This window comes from Streptomyces sp. NPDC091371 (assembly GCF_040684275.1).
Lineage (GTDB): Bacteria > Actinomycetota > Actinomycetes > Streptomycetales > Streptomycetaceae > Streptomyces.
Map to the genome: position 1 here is coordinate 157020 of NZ_JBFBFP010000002.1, position 24848 is coordinate 181867.

Consider the following 24848-nt stretch of genomic DNA (forward strand, 5'->3'; position numbering starts at 1 on the left):
CCGTCGGGCGCGGCTCAAAGACCGGGGCTCCGCCCCGTACCCCGCTCCTCAAACGCCGGAGGGGCTGGATTTCGCTCCCGTAGACCGCCACGTGCTGCTGGTTTCAGCCCCTCCGGCGTTTGAGGAGCGGGGGTCCGGGGGCTGGCCCCCGGGACACGGTCCGCAGGCGGACGACGGCGGGGTCCGGGGCGGAGCCCCGGGGAACGGGGGAAGGGCGGGTAGGGGACCCGGCCCCGCGCAGCGGCCGGCCGCACTGGGGGCCCGGTGCGCGAGGATGGGGCGGTCAGCCCGCACGCCCCCCGGAGGCCCCGCATGCCCGCACCCGCGACACCGCTCCCCGGCCCCCTCGTCGCGGCCGAATGGACCGCCCCGCGGCTCGGGGAGGGGCTCGTCGTCTTCGACGCCTCCGTCGGGGAACACCGCGGAGCCCCCCGGCGGATACCCGGCGCGCGCCCCTTCGACCTCGACGGCGCGCTGTCCGACCACGTGGCCGCGGCCCCGCACACCATGCCGGGGGCGGGGGAGTTCACCGAGGAGATGCGGGCCCTCGGGGTGGACGACGACTCCACCGTCGTCGTCTACGACGCCGCCGGCGTCTACTCCAGCGCCCGCGCCTGGTGGATGCTGCGCGCCATGGGCTTCGACCGGGCCGCGGTCCTGGACGGCGGGCTGCCCGCCTGGACGGCCGCCGGACTGCCCGTCGAAAGCCGGCCGGCGTCCTACGACGGCCCCCGCGGCTCCTTCACCGCCCGGCCGCGCCCCGGGCTGCTGGTCGACGGCGACACCGTGGCCGCGGCCCTGGCCGACCCGGCCGCCGCCGTCCTCGACGCCCGCACGCGCGGGCGCTTCGCCGGCACCGCCCCGGAACCCCGCCCGGGGCTGCGCTCCGGGCACATGCCGGGCGCGCTGAACCTGCCCTTCGGGGAGCTCCAGCGGGAGGACGGCCGGATGCGGCCCGCACCGGAACTCCGCGAGGCCTTCGAGGCGTTGGCCGGGGACCGGGAACGGCTCTACTTCAGCTGCGGATCCGGCGTGACCGCCTGCGTGCTCGCCCTCGGCGCGGACCTGGCCGGTTACGGGGAGGCGGCGGTCTACGACGGCTCCTGGAGCGAGTGGGGCCTTCCCTCGAACGGGCGCCCGGTGACCACCTGAGGGCCGCAAAGTCACCCGAACGGGCGGATTTCCGGGGCGTCGTGGGGGTACGGAACGCCCGTCCTCACCCATCCGCCCCAATGGAGACCCCGTGCCCGAGAAGAACGGCCCCTACAAGGCAGGTACGCCCTGCTGGATCGACCTGATGGTCCCGGACCAGCAGAGCGCGATCGACTTCTACAGCGACCTCTTCGGGTGGCAGGGCGAGGCCGGGCCGCCGGAGACCGGCGGCTACGCGGTCTGCTCGCTCAAGGGCAAGCCGGTCGCCGGGATCATGGCGGCCATGAACCCGGACGGCACCACCCCCGACCCGATGCCCCGGGCGGTCTGGACGACGTACCTGGCCACGGACGACGCCGACACGACCGTCGACAGGATCGGCGACGCCGGCGGCAAGGTGGTCGTGCCGGGCATGGACGTCATGGACCTCGGCCGCATGGCGGTCGTGGCCGACCCGCAGGGGGCGGTGTTCGGGCTGTGGGAGGCGAAGTCCTTCACGGGTGCCGGCATCGTCAACGAGCCGGGCGCGCTGATCTGGAACGAGCTGAGCACCAGCGACACGGACGCCGCGGGCCGGTTCTACGCGGCGACGCTGCCCATGACGCCGAAGCCCTCCGGGATGGAGGGCGCCGACGGCTACGTGGAGTGGCAGGTCGACGGCCGGGCCGTCGGCGGCATGATGACCCTGGAGAAGGCCCCGCCCGGCACCCCTCCGCACTGGATGGCGTACTTCGCCGTGGACGACGTCGACAGCGTCAGCGCCGCGGCGGTGCGGGCGGGCGCCGACGTTCTGGCGCCCCCGTTCGACATGGTGGCCGGACGGATGGCCGTACTGGCCGACCCGCAGGGCGCCGTGTTCTCCGTCATCGCCGCCACGGCGCCGGAGCAGCCCGCTTAGGGAAGGGTGCCTCCCGCGTTGAGGATCATCTGCCGGAGCACCTTCAGCGTGGTGACGTAGTCGGCGTCGTCGATGCCCTCGTGGATCGCGCCGCGGAGGGCGGGGAAGTGCTGCTTGAGGCCGACGCGGGCTTCCTCGCCCGCCTCGGCGATCCACAGCCGTCCGTCGCCGTCGCGGGTGAGCCAGCCGCGCTCCAGCAGGACCTCGGCCTCCGCGGCCAGGTCGTCCTCGGGCCGCAGGTAGCTGCTCATGGCCTCCTGGAGCTGAGGGATCGTCATGCCTTCGCCGTCGGCGGAGAGGTCGTTGGGCGAAAGGTTGCGCAGCAGCCAGAACCCGGGCTGGGTGTGGCCGAGCTCGGCCTGCCGGGCCCGGGTGAAGGAGATCAGGGCTTCGTAGGCCAGTCCGGTCCAGTACGCGGCCGGCTGCGCGGCGAGTTCGGTGTCGGTGAGGTGCTGGGTCGTGGTCATCTGCGGTTCCCCCTTGCAAGATCGTTCTTTCTCGAACCGTAGTACCTCAAGCCCACTTGAGGTCAAACATCGGGGGTTAACCCCACCCGCGGTTCGGGTACCGGCACCATCGGCCGCGCCGCCGTCCCGCGCGAGCATCGACGCATGACTTCTCACGCCATGCCGGCCCGCCTCGCCCGCACCGCAGCCGTCGCCCTCGGGGCCGGACTCCTCCTGGCCGGCTGCTCCTTCGGGGATTCCTTCGGGGGCGGCCCGAAGAAGACGGCCACCGCCGACGCCACCGTCACCGAGCCCGTCACCTCCGTGGAGGTGGGCGATGTCCGGGCCGGCTCCATCGAGGTCACCCCCGGTACCGGCCCCGGCGTCACGGTCCGGCGCACCGTCCACTACCGCGGCGACACCGCGCCGACGCCCGGCCAGCGGGTCGCCGACGGCGTGCTGACCTTCACCAGCGGCTGCTCCGGCTCCTCCACCTGCTACGTCGACTACCGCCTGGAGGTCCCGGCCGCCGCCAGGGTCAAGCTGGAGAGCAGCAGCGGCCGGATCACCGTGACGGGCGTCGCGGCGGCCGAGGTGGCGGCGGACTCCGGCCAGGTCACCGCCGACCGGATCGCGGGCCCGCTGAAGATCCGTACGTCCTCGGGCACGATCACCGCCACCGGCCTGACCGGCCCGGACGCGGACGTCCGCTCGGACTCCGGCGACACCCGCCTGGACTTCGCGAAGGCCCCCTCCTCCGTGCGCGCCGAGACCTCCTCGGGCAGCGTCACCCTGAAGGTCCCCCCGGCCCCCTACCAGCTCGCGGTCTCCACCACCTCCGGCTCCCGGGACGTCACCCTCCCCACGGACCCCGCGGCCCCCTCCCGCCTCTCGGCGAAGACCACCTCGGGCGACGTCCGCATCTCCGCCGTGTGAGCACTGTTCGCCCCCGGCGAACGGGCGTTGGGGAACATAGGGCCGCGCAGATGCATTGAGTCGGCATAGCTCAACTTCACTGCCGGAGGGAAGATCATGGCTTCGACGTCCGTAACGCTCACTCTGCCCGTGCTGCCGCTCGACGACGAGGTCGTGCTGCCCGGAATGGTCGTTCCGCTGGACCTGTCCGATGCCGAGGTGCGGGCCGCCGTGGAGGCCGCGCAGGCCGCGGCGGGCGCGGGGAAGGGGAAACCCCGGGTGCTGCTCGTGCCGCGCGTCGACGGGACGTACGCCGGGACGGGCGTGCTCGGGACCGTCGAGCAGGTCGGGCGGCTCTCCGACGGGGACCCCGGCGCCCTCATCCGCGGCCGCGGGCGGGTCCGGATCGGCGCCGGGACCACCGGGCCCGGGGCCGCGCTCTGGGTCGAGGGCGAGACCGTCGACGAGACGGTGCCCGACCCGCTGCCGGGCGCGGTGACCGAGCTCGTCAAGGAGTACAAGGCGCTCGCCACCAGCTGGCTGAAGAAGCGCGGGGCCTGGCAGGTCGTGGACCGGGTCCAGCAGATCGAAGGGGTCTCGGCGCTCGCCGACAACTCCGGCTACTCCCCGTTCCTGACCGCGGCCCAGAAGGTCGAGCTGCTGGAGACCGCCGACCCGGTCGCCCGGCTCAAGCTCGCGATCAAGGCGCTCAGCGACCACCTCGCCGAGCAGGACGTCGCCGAGTCCATCGCCAAGGACGTCCAGGACGGCGTCGACAAGCAGCAGCGCGAGTTCCTGCTGCGCCGCCAGCTGGAAGCCGTACGCAAGGAACTGCGCGAGCTGAACGGCGAGAAGGACGGCGAGGAGTCCGACGACTACCGGGCCCGCGTCGAGGCCGCCGACCTCCCCGAGAAGGTGCGCGAGGCCGCGCTCAAGGAGGTCGACAAGCTGGAGCGGTCCAGTGACCAGAGCCCCGAGGGCTCCTGGATCCGGACCTGGCTCGACACCGTCCTCGAACTGCCCTGGAACGAGCGCACCGAGGACCAGTACGACATCCAGGGCGCGCGGGCCGTCCTCGACGCCGAGCACGCCGGGCTGAGCGACGTGAAGGACCGCATCACCGAGTACCTCGCGGTCCGCAAGCGGCGCGGCGAGCGCGGCATGGGCGTCATCGGCGGCCGCCGCGGCGGCGCCGTACTGGCCCTCGTCGGGCCGCCCGGCGTCGGCAAGACCTCGCTCGGCGAGTCCGTCGCGCACGCCATGGGACGCAAGTTCGTCCGGGTCGCCCTGGGCGGCGTCCGGGACGAGGCCGAGATCCGCGGCCACCGCCGCACGTACGTCGGCGCGCTGCCGGGCCGCATCGTACGGGCCATCAAGGAGGCCGGGTCCATGAACCCGGTCGTCCTCCTCGACGAGATCGACAAGGTCGGCTCCGACTACCGGGGCGACCCGGCCGCCGCCCTCCTCGAAGTCCTCGACCCCGCGCAGAACCACACCTTCCGCGACCACTACCTGGAGGTGGAACTGGACCTGAGCGACGTGGTCTTCCTGGCCACCGCCAACGTCCTGGAGGCCATCCCCGAGGCCCTCGCCGACCGGATGGAGCTCGTCCGCCTCGACGGCTACACCGAGGACGAGAAGGTCGTCATCGCACGCGACCACCTGCTGCCGCGCCAGCTGGAGCGCGCCGGCCTCGGCGCCGACGAGGTGGCGCTGGAGGAGGACGCGCTGCGCAAGCTGGCCGGGGAGTACACCCGCGAGGCGGGCGTGCGCACCCTGGAGCGGTCCATCGCGCGCCTGCTGCGCAAGGTGGCCTCGCAGCACGAGCTGGGGGAGCGCGAACTGCCCTTCCGCATCGGCGCCGACGACCTGCGGGGGCTCATCGGGCGGCCGCACCACGTACCGGAGTCCGCCCAGGACCCGGCCGAGCGGCGCACGGCCGTCCCCGGCGTGGCCACCGGGCTCGCCGTGACCGGCGCGGGCGGCGACGTCCTCTTCGTCGAAGCCTCGCTGGCCGACCCGGAGACGGGGGCCGCGGGGCTCACCCTCACCGGCCAGCTCGGCGACGTCATGAAGGAGTCCGCGCAGATCGCGCTGAGCTTCCTGCGCTCGCACGGCGCCGAACTGGAACTCCCGGTCGCCGACCTGAAGGACCGGGGCGTGCACATCCACTTCCCGGCCGGCGCGGTGCCGAAGGACGGCCCGAGCGCGGGCGTCACCATGACCACGGCCCTCGCCTCCCTGCTGTCCGGGCGGACGGTCCGCACGGACGTGGCGATGACCGGCGAGGTCTCCCTCACCGGGCGGGTCCTGCCGATCGGCGGGGTCAAGCAGAAGCTGCTGGCCGCGCACCGGGCCGGGCTGACCACGGTCATCATCCCGAAGCGCAACGAGGCCGACCTGGACGACGTCCCGGCCGAGGTGCTGGAGGGGCTGGAGGTCCACCCGGTGACGGACGTCCGCCAGGTGCTGGCGCTGGCCCTGGCGGAAGCGGCCGTCCCGCTCCCGGCCGCCGCGTAACGCCTGGGTCCGGCGGGGCGGGGGGAGAGCCGGGCCCGGGCGGGCCTCCCGCCCGGGCCTCCCGCCAGGCCGCGGCCCGGCGGGAGTTCCGGACCGGCCGGGCAACTGCGCCGGCCTACCCCGGGCCGGGTTCGAAGGGGTCGGTTCCGCCGGGGCCGGGCGCGCGCCGGGGTACCTCCTCGGGCTCCGAACGTTTCCAGGGGTCGGAGGGCCGAGGGGGCCCAGTTCGGAGCCCTGCGGGGGCACCCCGCCGCACTCCCGACCCCGTCGGAACCGGCGGGGTCCCGGGCCTTCGCCGGGTGGGCTGCGAAATACTGGCTGCTCACACACCACCGAAGGAGCCGTACGTGCACGCGAGCGAAGACCAGGAGTTCCTTGCCCTGGAGCGGGAACTGTCCGTCTTCCTCCGGCGGGCCCGCGCCTCCTCCGGCGAGATGGCCCGCGAGCTCCACCCCGAGCTGGAACCGGCCGCGTACGGACTCCTCGTACGCCTGGAGGCGGCCGGCCGGCAGCGGGCCACCGAACTGGCCGCGTACTTCGGCGTCGGCAAGGCCACCATGAGCCGGCAGCTGCGGGCCCTGGAGGTCCTCGGCCTGGTCGCCCGCGAGCCGGACCCCGCCGACGGCCGGGCCTTCCTGGTCGGCCTCACCGAAGAGGGCCGGGAACGCTTCCTGCGCGTACGGGACGCCCGCCGCGAGCAGTACATGCGCAAGCTGGCCGACTGGGACCGCGGCGAGGTGGCGGAACTGGCCCGCCTGCTGAACCAGTTGAACGCGGGCGGCGAGTAGGCCGGCGCGCGCCCGGCCCCGGCGGCCCTTGCCCCGCGGGGGTGCGGCCGCTGCGCGGAGCCTTCCCCCCCCCGCCCCTTCCCGGCGTACCGAAATATGCGGCTCCGCCGCGTGGGGGGCTCCGCCCCAGACCCCGGTCCTCAAACGCCGGACGGGCTGGAGTTGCCCGGCCGGCGCCGGAAGGCCCGGGCAGGCCCCGCCCCGGCCTGGCGGAACACCGCAGCCACCCGGACTACAGCTCCGCGTAGACCGCCGACGCGTCGTCGTGGCGCTTTCCGCGCGGGACCGCCCGTGTCGGGTCGGATTCGATGGCGCGGACCCGGCCGATCAGGCCCTCCGCGCCCTCCTTGCGCAGCAAGGCCACGCACTCCGCCCAGTCGCCCTCCCCGAACGTGTCCGTCCACCGGCTCGCCCCGTCCGTCAGCGCGGCCACCGCCCGTACCCGCTCGCGCGGGGTGCGCCCCGTCACCGCCCGCTCCGCCACCGCAGGATCCGCGGCCGCCGTGAAGAAGCCGCCCTCCGCGTTGCGCAGCGCGTCCGTCGCGGCCACCGACCGCAGCACCTCCCGCGGCACCCGGTCCAGCCGGTCGTCCAGCACCGCCGTCACCTCGCCCTCCGGCGCCTGGAGGAGCAGTACGGAGTCCGAGAGCACGAGGTGCTCCACGCAGGCCGCGTCCCAGCGGACCATCACCACCGTCGCCTGCGGCGTGCGGACGTGAGAAAGGTCACACCCGCCCCCGTGCGCCTCGGCCACCCCGCGGATCGCCTCCGCCAGGATCCGACGCAACGGCATGTCCCGCCGCGATCCGGACAGTTCGGTCAATCGGCCGCCGAGCCGGGCCGCGAACCACGGCACGCCGTGCACGCACCCGTCGTCGCCGCTCGGCGGGGTGACCCCGTCCAGGGCGACCAGGACCCCGCCGCCGGAGGCGGGGATCGCCGCCGACGCCCAGTCCTCATTGGGGCGTTCCGGGTTGCCGGGGGCTGAGGCGAGGTCGATGCGCATACGGACATACTGCCCGGCGGGCCGCCCCGCGCGCGGGCAGGTCCGTACCAAAGCGGGACGGGGCGGACCGCCCCGCGCGGCTCCCGTACGGGCGGCAGGCGTCGGCCCCCGCCGGTGTGGGCGGGCATCCTGCCAAAGCCCCCATCGATCTTTCAACCGCCTGTCCACGGCAGCGCCCTGGCGCCACCTGTCCGAGTTGGAAGCCAACTCATCCGTGATGTTCACTCGTTCGAGTGGCCGGGTGGGCGATGTGCGGCTCTCTCCCCAACACGCTGCAAAGGTCTGAGGCGGTACGAGGGGGCAGGGGGCGTTTACTTGTTGACCGGCCGTTACCTCGGCCACACGAGTAGACGAGCAAGAGCACACGTACAGGATTGCGAGCACCGGTGCAGAAGAAGCGGTCTCGGAAGAACGGCACCGCCAGCGACGGCCCGGCCCCCGCAGGACGACGCGTCCGCGTGCGCCGCAGGCTGGTCGTCGGAGTGGCGGTCACCGGCCTCACCGTCCTCGCGGCCGGCGCACCCGCCGTCGTCTCCGCCACGAGGGAACTGAACGACTCCCAGCACCTGGTCACCCTCGCGGAGCAGACCGGTCAGGCGCTCACCCTCGCGCACCTCCTCGGCGACGAGCGCGACGCCGCAGTCGAGTACGCCGCCAAGGGCCGCCCCGGCAACGCCAAGGGGCCCGTCCAGGAGCGTGCCGCCCGCACCGACCGGCAACTCGCCGAGGTCCAGGCCGAGGCCGACGAGGAAACCGCCCGCACCCTCGCCCGCATCCGCGCCGTCCGCGCCGAGGCCGTCGACGGCAAGGGCAGCGCCCTCGCCGCCCACCAGGCCTACGCGGGCGTCATCGCCGAACTCCTCGCCCCCGGCGACCGGCTCGCCGAGCTGACCCCGCCGCGCGCCACCGACGCCCTCGCCACCACCCGCCCCCTGGCCCCGCTCGGCCAGGCCGTGGAGCAGGCCTCGGCCACCCGCGGACTGCTGCTCGCCGCACTGGCCGTCCCCCGCGGCGACCAGGCCCCCAACTCCGCGGTGGTCGACGAGCTCACCACCGCCGCCCAGCGGGCCCGCGTACGGGAACAGGCCGCCCTGGACGACTTCGCGCGGGCCGCGCGTCCCGACGTACGGCAGACCCTCGCCGCGACCGTCACCGGCCCCGAGGTCAAGGCGGCCGACGACTACCTCAAGCGGCTCACCGACCGGCCCACCCTGACCTCCGCCGACCGCAAGACCGACGGGGCGGCCGTGGGCACCGCGCTCACCGCCCGCATCGACCGCATGCGGTCCGTGGAATCGACGCTGGCGGGCCAGCGGTCCTCCGCCCTCGCCGCCCTGCGCGACGACGACGTGACCCGGCTCGAACTGGTCATCGCGGCCATGGGCGTGCTCTTCCTCTTCGCCGTGGGCTTCGCGACCGCCGTCGCGCGCTCGCTCACCCGGCCGCTGTCCGTCCTGCGCCGCGGCGCGGAGCGGCTGGCGACGCCGGAGGGCTCCGTGGAACCGGTCCGGTTCACCGGCCGCAACGACGAGTTCGCCGAAGTCGTACGCCACCTCAACGCGGTCCGCGACCAGACGGTCTCCCTGCACACCCGGATCGCCGGGCTCGACGCCGACCGGCGCCGGCTCAACGGCCGCAACGAGGCGCTGACCTCCAGCCGCGAGGTGCTGGAGGAGGAGCTGACGAAGCTGCGGGCGGGTCTGGAAGAACACCGCCGCATCATGTCGACGACCTCCGTCTCGCTCTCGCTGCGCACCCTGGGCCTGGTGGAACGTCAGCTCGCGGTCATCGAGGAGCTGGAGTCCAAGGAGCAGGACCCGGACCGGCTCGCGACCCTGTTCAAGCTGGACCACCTGGCGACGGTCATGCGCCGCCACAACGAGAACCTGCTGGTCCTGGCCGGCCAGGAGCACGGCCACGGGCAGGGGCTGCCGGTCCCGCTCGTCGACGTCATGCGGGCCGCCGTCAGCGAGATCGAACGCTACGAGCGGGTCGACCTCGCCGGCCTGCCCTCGTACACGCAGGTCGCGGGCCACGCGGCCGACGACATCTCGCACGTGCTGGCCGAGCTGCTGGAGAACGCGACGACGTTCTCGCCGCCGGACGCGAAGGTGAAGGTGTCCGGGTGGCTGCTGGACTCCGGTGACGTGGTGCTGTCCGTCGTGGACGAGGGCATCGGGGTCACCGAGGACCGCCTGGAGTCGCTGAACGCCCGCCTGGCCGATCCCGACGCGTACGACGAGGAGCCCGAGGCGGAACACGGCCTGGGCCTCGGCCTGTACGTGGCCGGCCGGCTCGCGGCCCGGCACGGCGTCACGGCGGAGCTCCGCGCCCCGCGGCACGGCGGCACCGAAGCGCTGGTCGTCGTCCCCGCCTCCCTCCTCCCGGACACCCCGCCGGCCTCCCCGATCCACACCCTGGCCACCCCGGGCGCGCCCGCGCTCCACCTGCCGGGCGTGATAGCGGAGGCCAACGAGAACACCCTCCCGGCCCGCCCGCGCGGCGCCGCTTCCGCTGACGCTCGGCCAAGCCAGGAGGAGCCCGCCCCGGCTGCGGTGACCGCCGCCGCCCCGGCCGCCGATGTGGAGCCGGCTCCCCCGGAGGAGGCGCAGCTGCCGTCGGCCGACCAGGTGGTCACCGTCCCGGCGGAGCCGGCCACCGCTGACGTGGAGCCGGAGGCCGAGCCCGCCGCCCCGGCCGCGGCCCCGATCACCCTGGCCGAGGCCCTGGCGGGCCCCGCCGCCACGGCCGGGCTGCCGCCCGCTGACCAGGTCTTCACCGTCCCGGCGGAGCCGGCCACCGCCGCAGCGGAGCCGGAGTCCGGCCTGGACACCGCAGGGGAGCGGCAGCTGCTCGCGCGGGTCGTGCCCGACGCGGCCGCCGCCGACCAGGTGGCCGACGTACCGGAGACCCCGGCGGAGCCGGACCCGCACAGCCACGCCCCCGCCGAGGGGAACTGGCTGCCCCGCCAGGGCAGTCACCCCGAAGCCGAGGGCGACGCGGAGGCCGTCACGAACAAGGGCCTGCCCAAGCGGACCCCGCGCTCCGTCGCCGCCGGCCGCGCCGAGGACGTACGGCCCGAGCCGCCCCGCCGCGTCGACGCCGACGAGCTGCGGCGCCGGCTGGGCGGGTTCTACCAGGGGGCCCAGGACGGCCGCCGGGTCGTCGCCGCCGAGGCGGCAGAGGCGGCCGAGGCCGCAGGGGCACAGGAGCAAGCGCAAGCGCAGGGGCACACCGACCGGGGGGACACCGCACAGGAGGCACGCACATGACCGCGCCCAGTACGTACGGACTGAGCACCCAGGCCCGCAACCTGCAGTGGCTGCTGACCGACCTGGTCGAGGAGGTACCCGGCGTCAATTCCGTCGCCGTGGTCTCCTCGGACGGGCTGCTGCTCCTGTCCTCCGACCCCGGTGCGGGCGAACCACAGGCCAGGAGCACGACCAAGGGCCCGCGCGGCGCCTCCGCCGACCTCGCCACCATCGTGTCGGGACTCGGCAGCCTCACCACCGGTGCCGCCGCCCTCATGGACGGCGGATCCGTCAAGCAGACCATGGTGGCGATGGAGCACGGCTCCGTCTTCGTCATGGCCATCAGCGACGGCTCGCTGCTGGGAGTGCACGCCACCCCCGACTGCGACATGAGCGTCGTCGCCTACCACATGGCCCTGTTCGTCGGCCGCGCCGGCCACGTCCTGACCCCCGAAGTCCGCAGTGAGCTGCGCCAGTCGATGGAGAAAACCCCGTGAGGAGTCCGGCCTCCGACCGGCTGCCGATACGCGGCGCCGACCGCCGCCCCGCCCGTGTGCGCCCGTACTCCCTCACGGGCGGCCGGACCCGGTTCACACAGGTCCTGCTCGTCGAGACCTTCGTCGCCGCCCTGGAGACGAAGGCCTCCGACCCGCAGAAGCCCGACCGCATGCCCGAGATGCGCGCCATCGTCGAGGCCTGCCGCCGCATGCGCACGATCGCCGAGATCGCCGCGCTGCTGAAGCTGCCGCTCGGCGTGGTCCGCGTGCTCGTCAGCGACCTCGCCGACCAGGGAAGGATCCGCGTCTACGGGACGGGCCACGGCACGGGCCGTCCCGAGCGCGCGCTGCTGGAAAGGGTGCTCAGTGGTCTTCGCCGTCTCTGACCCGCCCTCGATCGACGACGAGCCCGTCCAGCCCTGGCAGTACGACCGCTCCCGCGCCCCCGTCGCCGTCAAGGTGCTGGTCGCGGGCGGCTTCGGCGTCGGCAAGACCACGTTCGTCTCCTCGGTCTCCGAGATCACCCCGCTGCGCACCGAAGCGGTGATGACGCAGGCCAGCGTCCCGACGGACGACCTGTCCGGCACCCCGGACAAGAACACCACCACCGTCGCCATGGACTTCGGCCGCGTCACGCTCGACGACGACCTCGTCCTGTACGTGTACGGCACCCCGGGCCAGGAGCGGTTCTGGTTCATGTGGGACGACCTCGTGCGCGGCGCCATCGGCGGCATCGTGCTGGCCGACACCCGGCGGCTGCGCGACTGCTTCCCAGCGCTCGACTACTTCGAGAGCTGCGGGCTGCCGTACGCCGTGGCCGTGAACCACTTCGAGGGCTCGCAGTCGTACGAGCCCGAGGACGTGCGCGAGGCGCTCACCGTCCCGCCGCACGTACCCGTCGTGATCATGGACGCGCGGCACCGCCACACGGTGGTCGAATCCCTGCTGACGCTGGTGGGCCACGCCCTCGACACCACTCCCGAATAGAGAACGTGAGAGATGCGCAAGATACTCGTCGTGGGAGCCGGCCAGGCCGGTCTCCAGCTTGCCCTCGGACTCCAGTCGAAGGGGTACGAGGTCACCCTCATGTCCAACCGGACGGCGGACGAGATCCGTACCGGGCGGGTCATGTCGACGCAGTGCATGTTCGACACGGCGCTCCAGCACGAGCGTGACCTCCAGATCAACTTCTGGGAGCAGCAGGCCCCGAAGATCGAGGGCCTCGGCGTCTCGGTCGCCGCTCCCGACACCGGCCGCGCGATCGACTGGCTGGGCGAGCTCAAGGGGTACGCGCAGTCCGTCGACCAGCGCGTGAAGATGGCCGGCTGGCTGGACACCTTCGCGCAGCGCGGCGGACAGCTGGTCATCCACGGCGCGTCCGTCGCCGACCTGGACTTCTTCTCCCGTACGTACGACCTCGTGCTGGTCGCCGCCGGCAAGGGCGAGCTGGTGTCGATGTTCGAGCGGAACGCGGCGCGTTCCCCGTACGACGCCCCGCAGCGCGCGCTGGCCGTCTCGTACGTGCACGGGCTCGGGCCGCGGCCGGAGCACCCGGAGACCGAGGCTGTCCGCTGCAACCTGGTGCCGGGCGTCGGCGAGCTGTTCGTCATGCCGACCCTGACGACGTCGGGGCGCGCGGACATCCTCTTCTGGGAGGGCATCCCGGGCGGCCCGCTGGATGTCTTCAACGGCGTGCAGGACCCGGCGGAGCACCTGGCGCTCACGCTGGAGCTGATGGAGAAGTTCACGCCCTGGGAGTACGCGCGGGCGACGAAGGTCGAGCTGACGGACGCGGGCGGCACCCTGGCGGGCCGGTACGCGCCCGTGGTCCGCGGGCCCATCGGGCGGCTGCCCGGCGGCGGGCTGGTGCTGGGCGTGGCGGACGTGGTCGTGGCCAACGACCCGATCACGGGGCAGGGCTCGAACTCGGCCGCCAAGTGCGCGGCGTCGTACCTCTCGTCGATCCTGATGCACGGGGACGGCCCGTTCGACGAGGCGTGGATGAAGGCCACCTTCGACAAGTACTGGTTCACCACCGGGCAGCCGGTGACCCAGTGGACGAACGCGATGCTGGGCGTCCCGCCGGAGCACGTGCTGAACCTGATCGGTGCGGCCGGGCAGCTGCAGCCGGTGGCGAACCGATTCGCCAACGGCTTCGACAACCCGGCCGACTTCAACGCGTACTTCTACGACCCGGAGGACGCGGCGGACTACCTGGCGGAGGTCTCGGCTTCCGTGGCTTCCGTGGATTCCGTGGGTGCCTCCTCGGAGGAGTAGCCGGTGTCGTCCCCCGCCGCGGCCTCGTCAGGGAGCTGTGGCGGGGTGAACTCCGCGAGCGGGGTTCCGTCGGGGTCGGGGCGCACCGCCCCGAGCAGCGGGTTCGCGGCGATCGGGGAGACCTTGACGCGGGCCCCGGGCCGGGGCGCCTGGATCACCTTGCCGCCGCCGATGTACAGGCCCACGTGCGTGGCCTTCGGGAAGTACACCACCAGGTCCCCGGGCCGCAGCTGGTCCAGCGGCACCTTCGGCAGCCGGGCCCACTGCTCCTGGCTGGTCCGCGGGATCGCCCGCCCCGCGTGCGCCCAGGCCTGCGAGGTGAGCCCCGAGCAGTCGAAGGAGGCCGGCCCCTCCGCGCCCCACACGTACGGCTTGCCGATCTGGGCCGCCGCGTAGCTGAGGGCCGCGCCGCCGGCCGCGGTGGGCGTGCCGGTACGGGTGGGGAGCCGGCCGGAGTCCACCAGCTCCCGCTGGGCCGCGGCGGTGTCCGCGGCCTCGCGCGCGCCGAGCTGGGCGAGTTGGGCGGGGGTCAGCGAAGCCAGCAGCCGCTCGACCTCCTTGAGCTGTGTCGCGACCTCGTCCTTGTGGGCCTTCTTGCGGGCCGCCAGGGCCTGCTGGGTCTCCAGGGCCTTGCGGGCCCGGGCGGCGAGCGCGTCGGCCTCGTTCCTGCTCCGGGTGAGCCGGTCCAGTACGCCGGCCCGCCGCGCCCCCTCGCGGGCGGCGAGCCGCCGCTCGTCGAGGGCGGACTGCGGGTCCTTGGCGAGCAGCATCCGGGCGTACGGGGAGAGCGCGCCCCGGGTGCCCTGGTACTGCTCCCGCGCGAGGCGCCCGGCCAGCGCCTTCTCGGCGTCCAGCGCGCCGCGGGCCTTCCCGAGCTCGGCGCTGCGCAGCCGCTCCTCGTCCTGGCCGGCCTTGAGCGCCACCTCGGTGGCGTTGTACGCCTCGGTGGCCTCCTCGGCCTTCTGGTACAGGCCCTGGAGACGGGTGAGCAGCACGCCGACGGATTCCGGGGCGGGGGCGGCGGGGGCGGCGGGGGCTGCGGGGTGGGGTGCGGTGGGGTTGGCCGGCTCGGCGCCGGCCTGCGGGACGGGCCCGGCGAGGAGCAGCACCGCGGCGATACAGGCAGCGCGAAGCGGCCGCTGTGACATGGGATCACCTCCGAGGCGCCCGATGCTTCCACGCCCGGTATGACAAATCGGCCAGGCGGGTCGGGAGGCGGGGGCGGGGTCACCCGGTTGGCGGGTCCTGGTCGGCCGGAAGCAGAGAGGTCTTGGGGCTTTCCCGTCAGTCTCATCGTCCTTCCGCGTCGGGCCGGTCCCTCAAGGGCGCTCACTTCGTTCGCGTCGCTGCGCGACGGCCTTCGGCCGCCCTTGACAGGCCGTCCCGCCACGGAAAAACGAAGACTGCCGGGAAACCCCCAAAGGGACGGGCCGGTCCGTAGTGCCCGGGGCGGGGTGGTCGGGGATGTCCGGCCCCGCTCTGGTGGGGGCGGGCCCCGGCCCGGGGCCGAGCGCCTCGGGGCGGGTGGGGCGCGTCGGATCGCTACGCGCTTCTCGACGATGGCGTCCGCCGGTCGTCTGGGGCTGGTGCCCGCACCGGAAGGCCCGGGGCCGGGGGCCTTGAGGGCCGGTCGCCGAGCTGGGCAGGCGGCAGCCATGGGCAGGCCTCGGCCACGAGCGCCTCGGGGCGGGTGGGGCGCGTCGGATCGCTACGCGCTTCTCGACGATGGCGTCCGTCGGTCGTCTGGGGCTGGTGCGCCGGACGGCTGTCGGCGGGCATGGGGCGGCCCCGGCCCGTGGAGCGGGTGGCCGGGGCTCGTGCGGGTGAGGTCAGCCCGCCGCCTGCTTCACGAGGGCGGCGATCGTGGCCTCGGCGGCCGGGGAGAGGGCCGTCAGGGCGAAGGCGGTGGGCCACATGGTGCCCTCGTCGAGGTTCGCCGGGTCGTTGAAGCCGAGGGTCGCGTACCTGGCCTTGAACTTCTCCGCGCTCTGGAAGAAGCAGAGGATCTTGCCGTCCTTGGCGTACGCGGGCATCCCGTACCAGAGCTTCGGGGCGAGGTGCGGGGCGTTGTCCTTGACGATCGCGTGGATGCGTTCGGCCAGGACGCGGTCGGAGCCGGTCATTTCCGCGATCTTCGCCACCACCGCGGCCTCGTCCTCCGCCGCCTTGTCGGCCTTCGAGGTGCGGCGCGCGGACGCCCTGAGCTCCTTGGCCCGCTCCTTCATCGCGGCGCGTTCCTCGTCGGTGAAGTTGTCGGCGGTGGTGTCGGTGGCCTTCTTCGTGGTCTTCATGGTGACGTCCTCCCGTTGTGTGGCTTTTTGGATTGTATGATCGGTTTTGCTCAGCCCCAGGCGCCGGCGATCTGGCGGGTCGTGGCGTTCAGACGGTTGAACATGTTCGTGACGCCGATCATCAGGATGATCGCGGCGAGCTGCTTCTCGTCGAAGTACGTGGCGGCGGCGTCCCAGACCTCGTCGTCCACCGCGTCGGGCCGGTCGGCGAGCCGGGTCGCGGCCTCGGCCAGGGCGAGGGCCGCGCGCTCCTCGTCGGTGAAGTACGGGGCTTCCCGCCACGCGGCGACCGTGGCCAGCCGCTCGTCGCTCACGCCGGCCTTCCGGGCCGACTTCGCGCCGCCGTCGACGCAGGCGCTGCAGCCGTTGATCTGGCTGACCCGCAGGTGCACCAGTTCCAGCGTCTGCCCGTCCACCCCGCCGGAGTGCACGGCCTTGAAGATCTCCTGGATGGGCTGCATCGCGTCGGACAGCACCATGGCGGGGTTCTGCATACGAGACTTCATTTCGGTTGCTCCTCTTGTTCCTCGGTGTGTGACTCCATGACAGCCGTTCGCGGGGTTCGGAGCGATGGAGGTGGGACACCGTGGGACAGCCGGAACACCATTGACCAGCGGAGAACCGGCCGGAAATACTTGCGGTCGGGCGGGACGGGGAAGGCGGGGGTGGCCGTGGGACAACAGGACGAGCTGGCGGGCCGGCTGAGGGCGCTGCAGGAGCTGTCCGGATTAGGCGTACGCGCCCTCGCCCGGGACGCGGGACTGAGCTCCTCGTCGCTCTCGCGCTACCTCAGCGGACAGACCGTGCCGCCCTGGCCCGCCGTGGTCGCCCTGTGCCGGCTCGTGAAGCGTGACCCCCGTCCGCTGCGCCCCTTGTGGGAACGCTCCTCGAACCCGTTGCCGGCGCCGCCGAAGGCCAGCCGCCAGGTTCAGCCGAAGCCCAGGAACGACCTGCCGCGCGACGTGCCCGACTTCACCGGACGCGAGGCCCAACTCGCCGCGGTGCTCGCTGCGGTGGACAGCGACCGGATCGTCGCCGTCGACGGCATGGCCGGGGTCGGCAAGACCTGTCTGGCGGTGCACGCGGCGCACCGGCTCGCCGCCGACTACCCGGACGCCCAGCTGTACGTGGACCTCCACGGGTTCACCGAGGGGCGCGAGCCGATGGATCCGGACTCCGTGCTGCGGATGCTGCTCGGCGCGCTGGACGTGCCGTCCGAGCGGGTCCCGCAGGAGGGTCTGGAGCAGCTGGCCGCCTGCTGGCGCGCGGAGCTGGCCCAGCGGCGGGCCGTCGTGGTGCTCGACAACGCCGCCGACGCCGAGCAGGTACGTCCGGTGCTCCCCGGCGCCGGCCCCTCCGTCGTCCTGATCACGAGCCGCAACCGGCTGCTGGGCCTGGACGAGGTGCCCCCGGTCTCGCTGGATGTCCTGAGCACCGAGGAGAGCGCGGAGCTGCTGACCCGCGCGAGCGGCGCGGACACCCGCCTGTCCCAGGACCCGGAATCCGCCGCCGAGGTGCTGCGCCTGTGCGGCCACCTCCCCCTCGCCCTGCGCCTGGCCGCGGCCCGGCTACGGCACCGGCCGGGCTGGACCGTGGGCGTCCTCGCCGAGCGCCTCTCGCAGGGCACGGGCGAGCTCGACGCCGCGCTCGCCATGTCCGTCCGGCAACTGGACCGGCCCCAGGCCCGCCTGTACCGCCTGCTGGGGCTGCTGCCCGGGGGGACCTTCGACGAGTACCTGGTGGCGGCCCTCGCGGACCTGCCGCTGGGCAGCGCCCGCGCGCTGCTGGAGGACCTGCTCGACGCGCACCTGGTCCAGCAGCCGACGGCGGACCGCTACCGGCTGCACGACCTGGTGCACCAGCACGCCCGCCGGGCATGCGAGGAGCAGGACACCCCGACCGACCGTGAACGGGCACTGGGCCGCTTCCTCGACTTCTACGTCCACGCTGCGGCCGCCGCCGACGCGGCGATGCCCGTCCTGGCCCCCAGCCGTTCCCCGCTGGCTGGCCAACCCCCAACCGCACTGCCGCAGTTCGGCGACAAGTACGCGGCCATCGGCTGGCTCACGACGGAGTACGAGAACATGATCGCCGCCTTCGAGACGGCGGACGCCGTAGGCGCCGACGTGCACGTCTGCGAGCTGCCGCGGTTCCTGCGCGCGTACTTCGCCCGCCGCTGCGGCACCACGCACCTGAACTTCCTCTTCGAACGCGCACTCACCGCCGCCCAACGCCTCGGCGACCCCCTGCAACTGGCCGAAGCCCACAGCGATCTGGGCTTCGCCCGGTACAACGCGGGCAGGATGGCCGAGGCCGCCGCCGCCTACGAGGCGGCCGGGCTCGCGGGGGACGCGCGGGTCGAGGCCGAGCTGGCCATGCGGCGTGGCTATCTCAGCTGGGACGAGGGGCGGACCGAGGAGCCGCTGGAGTTCTTCCGGCTGGCCGCGAAGCTGTACGAGGAGGCCGACTGCCCCACGGGCGCCGCCCACGCCGCCGCGTCGGAGGCCTGGTCGCTCCTGCAACTGGGTCACCGAGACCAGGCCGCACAGCGCGCCCGGGAGGTACTGGACATCCCCCATCCGGACCCGGCCTGGCCGCCCACCCTGACCGCCCGGATCACCCTCGGCGTGGCCGTCGCCACCGAAGCGCCCGACGAGGCCACGGCCCACCTGAACCGCGCGCTGACGCTGGCCCGCGAGGACGGCCACATGAACAACGAGGCCTGGTCCCTCAACTGCCTCGGCGTCGCACTGCGCCAGATGGGTCGCTACGAAGAGGCGCTCGCCGCGCACCGCGAGGCGTTCGCCCTCCTGGACGCGCTCTTCGAGGAGCACTGGAAGATCCGCTTCCTCAACGCCTACGCCGAGACCTGCCGCCTCGCCGGCCTGCCCGAGGAAGCCCTCCGGCTGCACCGCCAGGCACTGGAGCTGGCCCCGAAGCTGGGATACCGGCACGAGGAAGCGCTGGCCCACCAGGGGATGGCAGCCCTGCTCGCCACGACCGACCCGGCCGCGGCCTCCGAGCACCGCGCCGCCTCCACGGCCGAACTGCCATGACCAGCCCCGAACAGCCCGCAGACGCCGTCATGGAGGAGCGCGTAGCGATTTGACGCGCCCACCGGCCCTGAGCTCCTTGTGGTCGAGGTTTGTCGGCAGGTGGCCGCCTGCCGGGTCCGGGAACCGGCCTGGGAGGGCCCGAGGCGGGGCGTGCCCCCTCGCCTCGGGGGGTCGGACATCCCTGACCGGCCCGTCCGTCCTCTTTCCGCCCGGCCCGTTCTTTTGGGGGTTTCCCGGCAGTCTCTTGTCTTTCCGTGGCGGGACGGCCTGTCAAGGGTGGCCGAAGGCCATCGCGAAGCGACGCGAACGAAGTGAGCGCCCTTTACAGGCCGGCCCGACACGGAAGGACCATGGGACTGACGGGAAACCCCCCGCGCCCTCCCTGATTCCGCCCGGCCGTCACCCCCGCAGCAGCCGCGCCTTGGCCGTCGTGAACTCCTGCGGGGTCAGCAGCCCCTCCCGAGCCAAGGCGGCCAGTTGGGTCAGTGCCGCCACCAGCGCGTCCGCCGGGGCGCCCTCCGGGTGAGCCGGCTCCGCTACCGGGGCGGGCTCCGACCTCTCCTCCTCCACCAGCGGGGCAGCGGCCCCCACCTCCGGCACCACCTCCCGCACCTCCTCCGCCTCCACCTCCGGAACCACCTCCGGCTCGATCGGCCCGGTCGTCCTCCAGCGCACCCCGTGGCGCGGCCCGTCCACGTCCACCGTGCCAGTCCCCGTCCCCGTTGCCTGTGCCAGCAGCCCCCGCAGCAGGGGGTGCCCCGCGGGCCGGTCCGCCGACCGCACCGTCACTCCCACCGGACGGATGAACATCAGGAAGCCTCCACCTGGGGGTGAGCCGGGTGAGCCGGGTCAGCCGGGTCACCCGCCACCCGGTCCGCCGGAATCCGCACCGACCCCGCGATCCGCCCGCCCGCCGCCCGTACGGCGATCGCCGCGTCCTCGGCCCAGACATGCTCGACCAGCAGCAGCAGCGCACAGCTGCCGCGTTCGAGCAGCTCCGCGGCCTCCCGTACGTCCTCCGGGCCGATCAGCCGGGCCGCCTCCCGACCCGTGAGCAGGCCCTGGAGTTCGACGAACTCGTCGAACTCCGCCGCGAGGACTTCCCCCGCCGCCGTCCTCGTCGCGACGAGTCCGTCGATGAGCCGGACCACTCCCGTCTTGCGCAGCCCCATCACGGCCTCGACCGCGGGCACCCGAAGCTGTTCCTCCGGGAAGGCGAGGACGATGAACTCCACGGGCCCCATGAGCTTCCTCCGCTCCCGCCCCCGCCGACCTGACCGTTTCTGACGACTCTTCGGCACACTATGACATAAACGGACATAGCATCCATTTGCTTGCTACGTTTCGGTGTATGACCGCTCTGACGGCACAGGTGGCGGAGCCCGCCCCGCCCCCACCCCCCGACGCCGGAGCCCCGAAGCGGCGCGGGGTCGAGCTGGCGCTCCTCGCCGGAGCCGTCCTGATCTCCGTCCTCGGCTACCTCTACGTCGGCCTCGCGACCACCGGCCGCATCCCCGCCCCCGCCACCCGCTACGCCGGCGGCCTCGCCGGGGCCGCCCTGCTCGCGCACCTCGCCGTCCGCCTGCGGGCCCCGTACGCCGATCCCCTCGTGCTCCCCATCGCGGTCCTGCTCAACGGCCTCGGCCTCGTCCTCATCCAGCGGCTCGACGCGACCACCCCCGCCCACCTCGCCGCCGGGGACCAACTCCGGTGGTCGGCCCTCGGGATGACCCTCTTCATCCTCGTCATCACACTGCTCCGCGACCACCGCGTGCTCCAGCGCTACGCGTACCTCTCCGTCGCCGCCGCCCTCGCCCTGATGCTCGTCCCGGTCTTCTTCCCGGCGGTCAACGGCGCGCACATCTGGATCCGCTTCGCCGGACTCTCCTTCCAGCCGGGGGAGTTCGCCAAGATCCTGCTCGCCGTGTTCTTCGCCGCGTACCTCGCCGCGAACCGCACCGCCCTCGCCCTCACCGGCCGCCGCCTCTTCTGGAAGCTGCGGCTGCTCCCCGGCCGCGTCCTCGGCCCGATCCTCGCGATCTGGCTGCTGAGCGTCGGCGTACTCGTCCTGGAACGCGACCTCGGCACGTCCCTCCTCTTCTTCGGCCTCTTCGTGATCATGCTGTTCACCGCCACCGGCAGGATCGGCTGGATCGCCATCGGCCTGCTCCTCGCCGGCCTCGGCGCGTACGCCGTCGGGACCTTCGAGCCGCACGTGAACAGCCGCGTCGACGACTGGCTGAATCCTTTCGCCTCCATCGACCGCGGCGAGGGGCCCGGCCAGCTCGCACAGTCCCTCTTCGCCTTCGGCGCCGGCGGCCTGCTCGGAGCGGGCCTCGGCCACGGGCAGTCCTTCCTCATCGGCTTCGCGGCCAAATCGGACTTCATCCTCGCCACCGCCGGCGAGGAGCTCGGCCTCGTCGGCCTCGCCGCGATCCTGCTCCTCTACGGACTCCTCGTCGCCCGCGGCTTCCGCGCCGGGCTCGCGCTGCGCGACCCCTTCGGCCGGCTGCTCGCCACCGGGCTCTCCTCGATCGTCGCGCTCCAGGTCTTCGTCATCGCCGGCGGCGTCACCGGGCTGATCCCGCTGACCGGCATGGCCATGCCCTTCCTCGCCCAGGGCGGCTCCTCGGTGGTCACCAACTGGATCATCGTGGCCCTGCTGATCCGCCTGAGCGACAGCGCCCGCCGACCGCGCCCGGCGCAGGAGACGGCCCAGTGATCCGCTACACCCGCCGACCGCGCCCGGCGCAGGAGACGGCCCAGTGATCCGCTACACCCGCCGACCGCGCCCGGCGCAGGAGACGGCCCAGTGATCCGCTACGTCCGCGGACGGCGCCCCGGCGCAGGAGACGGCCCCGTGATCCGCTACACCCGCAGACCGCGCCCGGCACAGGAGGCAACAGCCCAGTGATCCGCTACATCCGCTGGTGCGCCTACTTCTGCGCGGCCCTGCTCGTCGCCCTGCTGGTCAACGTCGCCCGCGTCCAGGTCTGGGAATCCGCCGCCTACGGCGCGAACCCGGCCAACAAGCGCCCCGTCATCGAGCGCTACGCCGAGCCCCGCGGCGACATCCTCGTCGACGGCCGCCCGATCACCGGCTCCCGCGACAGCGGCCAACTCCTCCGCTACGAGCGCACGTACAAGAACGGCCCGCTCTACGCCCCTGTCACCGGCTTCTCCTCCCAGACGTACGGGACCAGCTTCGTGGAGCGCGCCGAGGACGGGATCCTCTCGGGCACCGACTCCGGGCTCTCCGCCTTCCCCCTCTGGTACGACCTCTCGCGCGGCCGCCCCGCCGGGGGGAACGCGCTCACCACGATCCGCGCCTCCATGCAGCTGGCCGCGTACACGGGGCTCGCGGGCAAGCGCGGCGCCGTCGCGGCCGTCGAGCCGGCCACGGGGAAGATCCTCGCGCTGGTCAGCAGCCCCTCGTACGACCCGGCCCTGCTCTCCGGTACGGGCGCCCGGGTCAAGGACGCCTGGACGCGGCTGAACGCGGACCCCGCCAAGCCGATGCTCAACCGGGCGCTGCGCGAGACGTACCCTCCCGGCTCCACCTTCAAGATCGTGACGGCGGCCGCCGCCCTCGACGCGGGCGTCGTCACGGACGTCGACGCCCCGACCGAGACCCCCGACCCGTACCCCCTCCCCGGCACCAGCACCCTCCTCCCGAACGCGGGCACGGGCTGCCAGGACGCCTCGATGGCGGACGCCGTGCAGTGGTCCTGCAACACGGTGATGGCGAAGATCGGCGTGCGAGTCGGTCTGCGCGGGATGGTGGAGGCGGCGGAACGGTTCGGCTTCAACGACGACGGGCTGCGCGTGCCCTCCTGGGTCTCGCGTTCGAACTTCGACACCGACATGAGCCAGGACCAGCTCGCCCTCTCCTCCATCGGGCAGTTCAACACCAAGGCCACCCCACTGCAGATGGCGATGGTGGCGGCGGCCGTCGCCAACGGCGGCGAGCTGAACTCCCCGTACCTGGTGGAGCGGACCACGCAGGACGACGGGGACCAGGTCCGCCGCGGCGGGTCGCGCAGCCTGGGCCGGGCCATGAACCCGGCGACCGCCATGCGGCTGCAGCAGCTGATGGTGAAGGTGGTGGAGGACGGCACGGGCCGGAACGCGGCGATCCCGGGCGCGGTCGTCGGCGGCAAGACCGGCACCGCGCAGCACGGCGTCGGCAACGCGGGAACCCCGTACGCGTGGTTCATCTCCTGGGCGAAGGCCGAGGGCGCGCCGCTGCCGGCGGTCGCGGTGGCGGTGGTGGTCGAGGACGCGTCGGCGGACCGCGGCGAGATCAGCGGCAACCTGGCCGCCGCCCCGATCGCGCGGGCGGTGATGGAGGCGGCGCTGTCCGCCCGCTGAGAATGCGGGTGGCCGCCCGCGGGCGCCGGGGAGTGGGCCGGGCCGGCCCGGACGGGGCCGGGCGCGCGCCGGGGCGTCTCCCCGGGCGTCGAACGTTTCCAGGGGTCGGAGGGCCGAGCGTGGTTGCGTTCGACGCCCTGCGGGGACGCCCCACCGCACAGCCGTCCCCGTCGGAACCGCCCCGTACGTCGGCATCGGCACCTCCTCCCGGGGACCGGCCCCCGGGCCGTCGACTAGGGTTTCGGAGGCGGCCAGCCGCAATAACCCCGCGCGCATGACCCCGCGCACGACCCCGAGGAGCAGCCGTGAGCGAGCCCGCGTCCCCCGCGTCCACCGCACTGCAGCAGGAGATCGCCCGGGACCTCCTGGTGAGCGAGATCTTCGACGCGGAGCGCGAGATCGAGCGCCGGGTGGCCTTCCTCACCGAGCGGCTCACCTCGACCGGCCTGCGCTCCCTCGTCCTCGGCATCAGCGGCGGCGTCGACTCCACCACCGCCGGGCGGCTCTGCCAGCTCGCGGTGGAGCGGGCCCGCGCGGCCGGGCACGAGGCCGCCTTCTACGCGATGCGCCTGCCGTACGGGGTCCAGGCGGACGAGAAGGACGCGCAGCTCGCCCTCTCCTTCATCCGCGCCGACCAGGTCCTCACCGTCGACGTGAAGCCGGCGAGCGACGCCGCCCTCGCGGCCTCGCTCGCCGCCGGGGTGACCTTCCGGGACGCGCACCACCAGGACTTCGTCCAGGGCAACATCAAGGCCCGCCAGCGCATGATCGCGCAGTACGCGGTGGCCGGCGCGCACGACGGCCTGGTCGTCGGCACCGACCACGCCGCCGAGGCGGTCTCCGGCTTCTTCACCAAGTTCGGCGACGGCGCCGCCGACCTCGTCCCGCTGACCGGCCTGACCAAGCGCCGGGTGCGCGCCGTCGCGGACGCCCTGGGCGCCCCCGCCGAGCTGGTGTGGAAGGTCCCGACGGCCGACCTGGAGACCCTCGACCCGGGCAAGGCCGACGAGGACGCGCTGGGCGTCACGTACGACGACATCGACGACTTCCTGGAGGGCAAGCCGGTGGACGGGCGCGCCTTCGAGATCATCGCCCGCCGCTACCGGCTCACCGAGCACAAGCGCCAGCTCCCGATCGCGCCGTAGCGCCGGCCGCTGGGCCGCACCATTCAGCCCGTCCGGCGTTTGAGGACGGGGGTACCCCCGGACGGAGTCTGGGGGAGGGTCCGGGCGGAGCCCGGGGAACGGTGGAAGGGCGGGGCGGGGAGCAGCTCCGCGCAGCGGCCCACCCCCGCGCCCCGAGGGGCAGGGGCCGCCGGGGCCGGGCGCGCGGCGGGGCACCTCCTCGGGCGTCGAACGTTTCCAGGGGCCGGAGGGCCGA

Annotated in this window: 21 protein-coding genes; 14 read left to right on the top strand and 7 right to left on the bottom strand. The window is 73.8% G+C overall.

The window, feature by feature from the left end; translation table 11 throughout:
- Window positions 1-312: 312 nt before the first annotated feature.
- A complete protein-coding gene (locus AB0O21_RS03595; protein WP_365165717.1) occupies window positions 313-1152 on the top strand; it encodes a sulfurtransferase in 840 nt (279 codons plus the stop codon).
- 145 nt (window positions 1153-1297) lie between these two features.
- The gene (locus AB0O21_RS03600; protein ID WP_365166369.1) at window positions 1298-2050 is read left to right on the top strand and encodes a VOC family protein; all 753 of its coding nucleotides are present in this window, start codon (window positions 1298-1300) and stop codon (window positions 2048-2050) included.
- Here AB0O21_RS03600 and AB0O21_RS03605 read toward each other — a convergent pair.
- Entirely contained in the window at window positions 2047-2517 is a 471-nt protein-coding gene (locus tag AB0O21_RS03605; protein ID WP_365165719.1) for a MarR family transcriptional regulator, read from the bottom strand. The two genes, AB0O21_RS03600 and AB0O21_RS03605, sit on opposite strands and share 4 nt — an antisense overlap.
- 144 nt (window positions 2518-2661) lie before the next feature.
- Between AB0O21_RS03605 and AB0O21_RS03610 the strand changes: the two genes are divergently transcribed.
- The 3 genes from AB0O21_RS03610 to AB0O21_RS03620 all read left to right on the top strand — a co-directional run bounded on the left by AB0O21_RS03610 (window position 2662) and on the right by AB0O21_RS03620 (window position 6719).
- A complete protein-coding gene (locus tag AB0O21_RS03610) occupies window positions 2662-3432 on the top strand; it encodes a DUF4097 family beta strand repeat-containing protein (RefSeq protein WP_365165721.1) in 771 nt (256 codons plus the stop codon).
- Between the two features lie 96 nt (window positions 3433-3528).
- Window positions 3529-5931 carry an endopeptidase La gene (gene lon / locus AB0O21_RS03615; protein WP_365165723.1) on the top strand — a complete coding sequence of 801 codons (2403 nt, stop codon included), beginning with the start codon at window positions 3529-3531 and terminating at the stop codon, window positions 5929-5931.
- A gap of 347 nt (window positions 5932-6278) precedes the next feature.
- Entirely contained in the window at window positions 6279-6719 is a 441-nt protein-coding gene (locus AB0O21_RS03620; RefSeq protein WP_365165725.1) for a MarR family transcriptional regulator, read from the top strand.
- A gap of 232 nt (window positions 6720-6951) precedes the next feature.
- Here AB0O21_RS03620 and AB0O21_RS03625 read toward each other — a convergent pair whose 3' ends face one another.
- A complete protein-coding gene (locus tag AB0O21_RS03625) occupies window positions 6952-7725 on the bottom strand; it encodes a hypothetical protein (RefSeq protein WP_365165728.1) in 774 nt (257 codons plus the stop codon).
- Between the two features lie 386 nt (window positions 7726-8111).
- On the opposite strand from AB0O21_RS03625, the gene AB0O21_RS03630 reads away from it, so the two are divergent.
- The 5 genes from AB0O21_RS03630 to AB0O21_RS03650 are packed head-to-tail and all read left to right on the top strand — an operon-like array spanning window position 8112 to window position 13750.
- On the top strand, window positions 8112-10997 hold the full coding sequence (locus AB0O21_RS03630; protein WP_365165730.1) for a nitrate- and nitrite sensing domain-containing protein: 2886 nt from the start codon (window positions 8112-8114) through the stop codon (window positions 10995-10997).
- The gene (locus AB0O21_RS03635; protein WP_365165732.1) at window positions 10994-11473 is read left to right on the top strand and encodes a roadblock/LC7 domain-containing protein; all 480 of its coding nucleotides are present in this window, start codon (window positions 10994-10996) and stop codon (window positions 11471-11473) included. Before AB0O21_RS03630 ends, AB0O21_RS03635 begins: the two co-directional genes overlap by 4 nt.
- On the top strand, window positions 11470-11859 hold the full coding sequence (locus AB0O21_RS03640) for a DUF742 domain-containing protein (RefSeq protein WP_365165734.1): 390 nt from the start codon (window positions 11470-11472) through the stop codon (window positions 11857-11859). Before AB0O21_RS03635 ends, AB0O21_RS03640 begins: the two co-directional genes overlap by 4 nt.
- On the top strand, window positions 11840-12460 hold the full coding sequence (locus tag AB0O21_RS03645; RefSeq protein WP_365165736.1) for an ATP/GTP-binding protein: 621 nt from the start codon (window positions 11840-11842) through the stop codon (window positions 12458-12460). The genes AB0O21_RS03640 and AB0O21_RS03645 overlap by 20 nt, the downstream gene beginning before the upstream one ends.
- Before the next feature lie 12 nt (window positions 12461-12472).
- Window positions 12473-13750 carry a styrene monooxygenase/indole monooxygenase family protein gene (locus AB0O21_RS03650; RefSeq protein ID WP_365165739.1) on the top strand — a complete coding sequence of 426 codons (1278 nt, stop codon included), beginning with the start codon at window positions 12473-12475 and terminating at the stop codon, window positions 13748-13750.
- Here the strand turns inward: AB0O21_RS03650 and AB0O21_RS03655 are convergent.
- The 3 genes from AB0O21_RS03655 to AB0O21_RS03665 all read right to left on the bottom strand — a co-directional run bounded on the left by AB0O21_RS03655 (window position 13684) and on the right by AB0O21_RS03665 (window position 16547).
- A complete protein-coding gene (locus AB0O21_RS03655; RefSeq protein WP_365165742.1) occupies window positions 13684-14898 on the bottom strand; it encodes a C40 family peptidase in 1215 nt (404 codons plus the stop codon). The two genes, AB0O21_RS03650 and AB0O21_RS03655, sit on opposite strands and share 67 nt — an antisense overlap.
- A 681-nt stretch (window positions 14899-15579) precedes the next feature.
- Window positions 15580-16041 (bottom strand): DUF1801 domain-containing protein, encoded by a 462-nt coding sequence (locus AB0O21_RS03660; protein ID WP_365165744.1) that lies wholly within the window; start codon window positions 16039-16041, stop codon window positions 15580-15582.
- Window positions 16042-16091: 50 nt separating this feature from the next.
- Window positions 16092-16547: a carboxymuconolactone decarboxylase family protein gene (locus AB0O21_RS03665; protein WP_365165746.1), complete on the bottom strand. Its 456-nt coding sequence runs from the start codon at window positions 16545-16547 to the stop codon at window positions 16092-16094.
- A gap of 165 nt (window positions 16548-16712) precedes the next feature.
- Between AB0O21_RS03665 and AB0O21_RS03670 the strand changes: the two genes are divergently transcribed.
- A complete protein-coding gene (locus AB0O21_RS03670) occupies window positions 16713-19097 on the top strand; it encodes a tetratricopeptide repeat protein (RefSeq protein WP_365165748.1) in 2385 nt (794 codons plus the stop codon).
- A gap of 399 nt (window positions 19098-19496) precedes the next feature.
- On the opposite strand, the gene AB0O21_RS03675 is transcribed toward AB0O21_RS03670, so the two are convergent.
- Both AB0O21_RS03675 and AB0O21_RS03680 read right to left on the bottom strand, forming a co-directional pair.
- The gene (locus AB0O21_RS03675; protein ID WP_365165751.1) at window positions 19497-19907 is read right to left on the bottom strand and encodes a hypothetical protein; all 411 of its coding nucleotides are present in this window, start codon (window positions 19905-19907) and stop codon (window positions 19497-19499) included.
- Entirely contained in the window at window positions 19907-20341 is a 435-nt protein-coding gene (locus AB0O21_RS03680) for a DUF6325 family protein (protein ID WP_365165753.1), read from the bottom strand. The genes AB0O21_RS03675 and AB0O21_RS03680 overlap by 1 nt, the downstream gene beginning before the upstream one ends.
- Before the next feature lie 107 nt (window positions 20342-20448).
- Here AB0O21_RS03680 and AB0O21_RS03685 point away from each other — a divergent pair, with 107 nt between their 5' ends.
- The 3 genes from AB0O21_RS03685 to nadE all read left to right on the top strand — a co-directional run bounded on the left by AB0O21_RS03685 (window position 20449) and on the right by nadE (window position 24613).
- Window positions 20449-21819, top strand: coding sequence for an FtsW/RodA/SpoVE family cell cycle protein (locus tag AB0O21_RS03685; protein ID WP_365165755.1), 1371 nt, complete (start codon window positions 20449-20451; stop codon window positions 21817-21819).
- Window positions 21820-22007: 188 nt separating this feature from the next.
- Window positions 22008-23468: a penicillin-binding transpeptidase domain-containing protein gene (locus AB0O21_RS03690; RefSeq protein ID WP_365165757.1), complete on the top strand. Its 1461-nt coding sequence runs from the start codon at window positions 22008-22010 to the stop codon at window positions 23466-23468.
- A 305-nt stretch (window positions 23469-23773) separates the two neighbouring features.
- The gene (nadE, locus tag AB0O21_RS03695; protein WP_365165759.1) at window positions 23774-24613 is read left to right on the top strand and encodes an ammonia-dependent NAD(+) synthetase; all 840 of its coding nucleotides are present in this window, start codon (window positions 23774-23776) and stop codon (window positions 24611-24613) included.
- Window positions 24614-24848 lie beyond the last annotated feature (235 nt).

What these genes read in the sequence shown, in the direction of transcription:
- AB0O21_RS03595 (WP_365165717.1), top strand. Translation starts at nt 313, where the DNA reads ATGCCCGCACCCGCGACACCGCTCCCCGGCCCCCTCGTCGCGGCCGAA.
- AB0O21_RS03600 (WP_365166369.1), top strand. Translation starts at nt 1,298, where the DNA reads ATGGTCCCGGACCAGCAGAGCGCGATCGACTTCTACAGCGACCTCTTC.
- AB0O21_RS03605 (WP_365165719.1), bottom strand. Translation starts at nt 2,517, where the DNA reads ATGACCACGACCCAGCACCTCACCGACACCGAACTCGCCGCGCAGCCG.
- AB0O21_RS03610 (WP_365165721.1), top strand. Translation starts at nt 2,662, where the DNA reads ATGACTTCTCACGCCATGCCGGCCCGCCTCGCCCGCACCGCAGCCGTC.
- lon (WP_365165723.1), top strand. Translation starts at nt 3,529, where the DNA reads ATGGCTTCGACGTCCGTAACGCTCACTCTGCCCGTGCTGCCGCTCGAC.
- AB0O21_RS03625 (WP_365165728.1), bottom strand. Translation starts at nt 7,725, where the DNA reads ATGCGCATCGACCTCGCCTCAGCCCCCGGCAACCCGGAACGCCCCAAT.
- AB0O21_RS03635 (WP_365165732.1), top strand. Translation starts at nt 10,994, where the DNA reads ATGACCGCGCCCAGTACGTACGGACTGAGCACCCAGGCCCGCAACCTG.
- AB0O21_RS03650 (WP_365165739.1), top strand. Translation starts at nt 12,473, where the DNA reads ATGCGCAAGATACTCGTCGTGGGAGCCGGCCAGGCCGGTCTCCAGCTT.
- AB0O21_RS03655 (WP_365165742.1), bottom strand. Translation starts at nt 14,898, where the DNA reads ATGTCACAGCGGCCGCTTCGCGCTGCCTGTATCGCCGCGGTGCTGCTC.
- AB0O21_RS03660 (WP_365165744.1), bottom strand. Translation starts at nt 16,041, where the DNA reads ATGAAGACCACGAAGAAGGCCACCGACACCACCGCCGACAACTTCACC.
- AB0O21_RS03665 (WP_365165746.1), bottom strand. Translation starts at nt 16,547, where the DNA reads ATGAAGTCTCGTATGCAGAACCCCGCCATGGTGCTGTCCGACGCGATG.
- AB0O21_RS03675 (WP_365165751.1), bottom strand. Translation starts at nt 19,907, where the DNA reads ATGTTCATCCGTCCGGTGGGAGTGACGGTGCGGTCGGCGGACCGGCCC.
- AB0O21_RS03680 (WP_365165753.1), bottom strand. Translation starts at nt 20,341, where the DNA reads ATGGGGCCCGTGGAGTTCATCGTCCTCGCCTTCCCGGAGGAACAGCTT.
- AB0O21_RS03685 (WP_365165755.1), top strand. Translation starts at nt 20,449, where the DNA reads ATGACCGCTCTGACGGCACAGGTGGCGGAGCCCGCCCCGCCCCCACCC.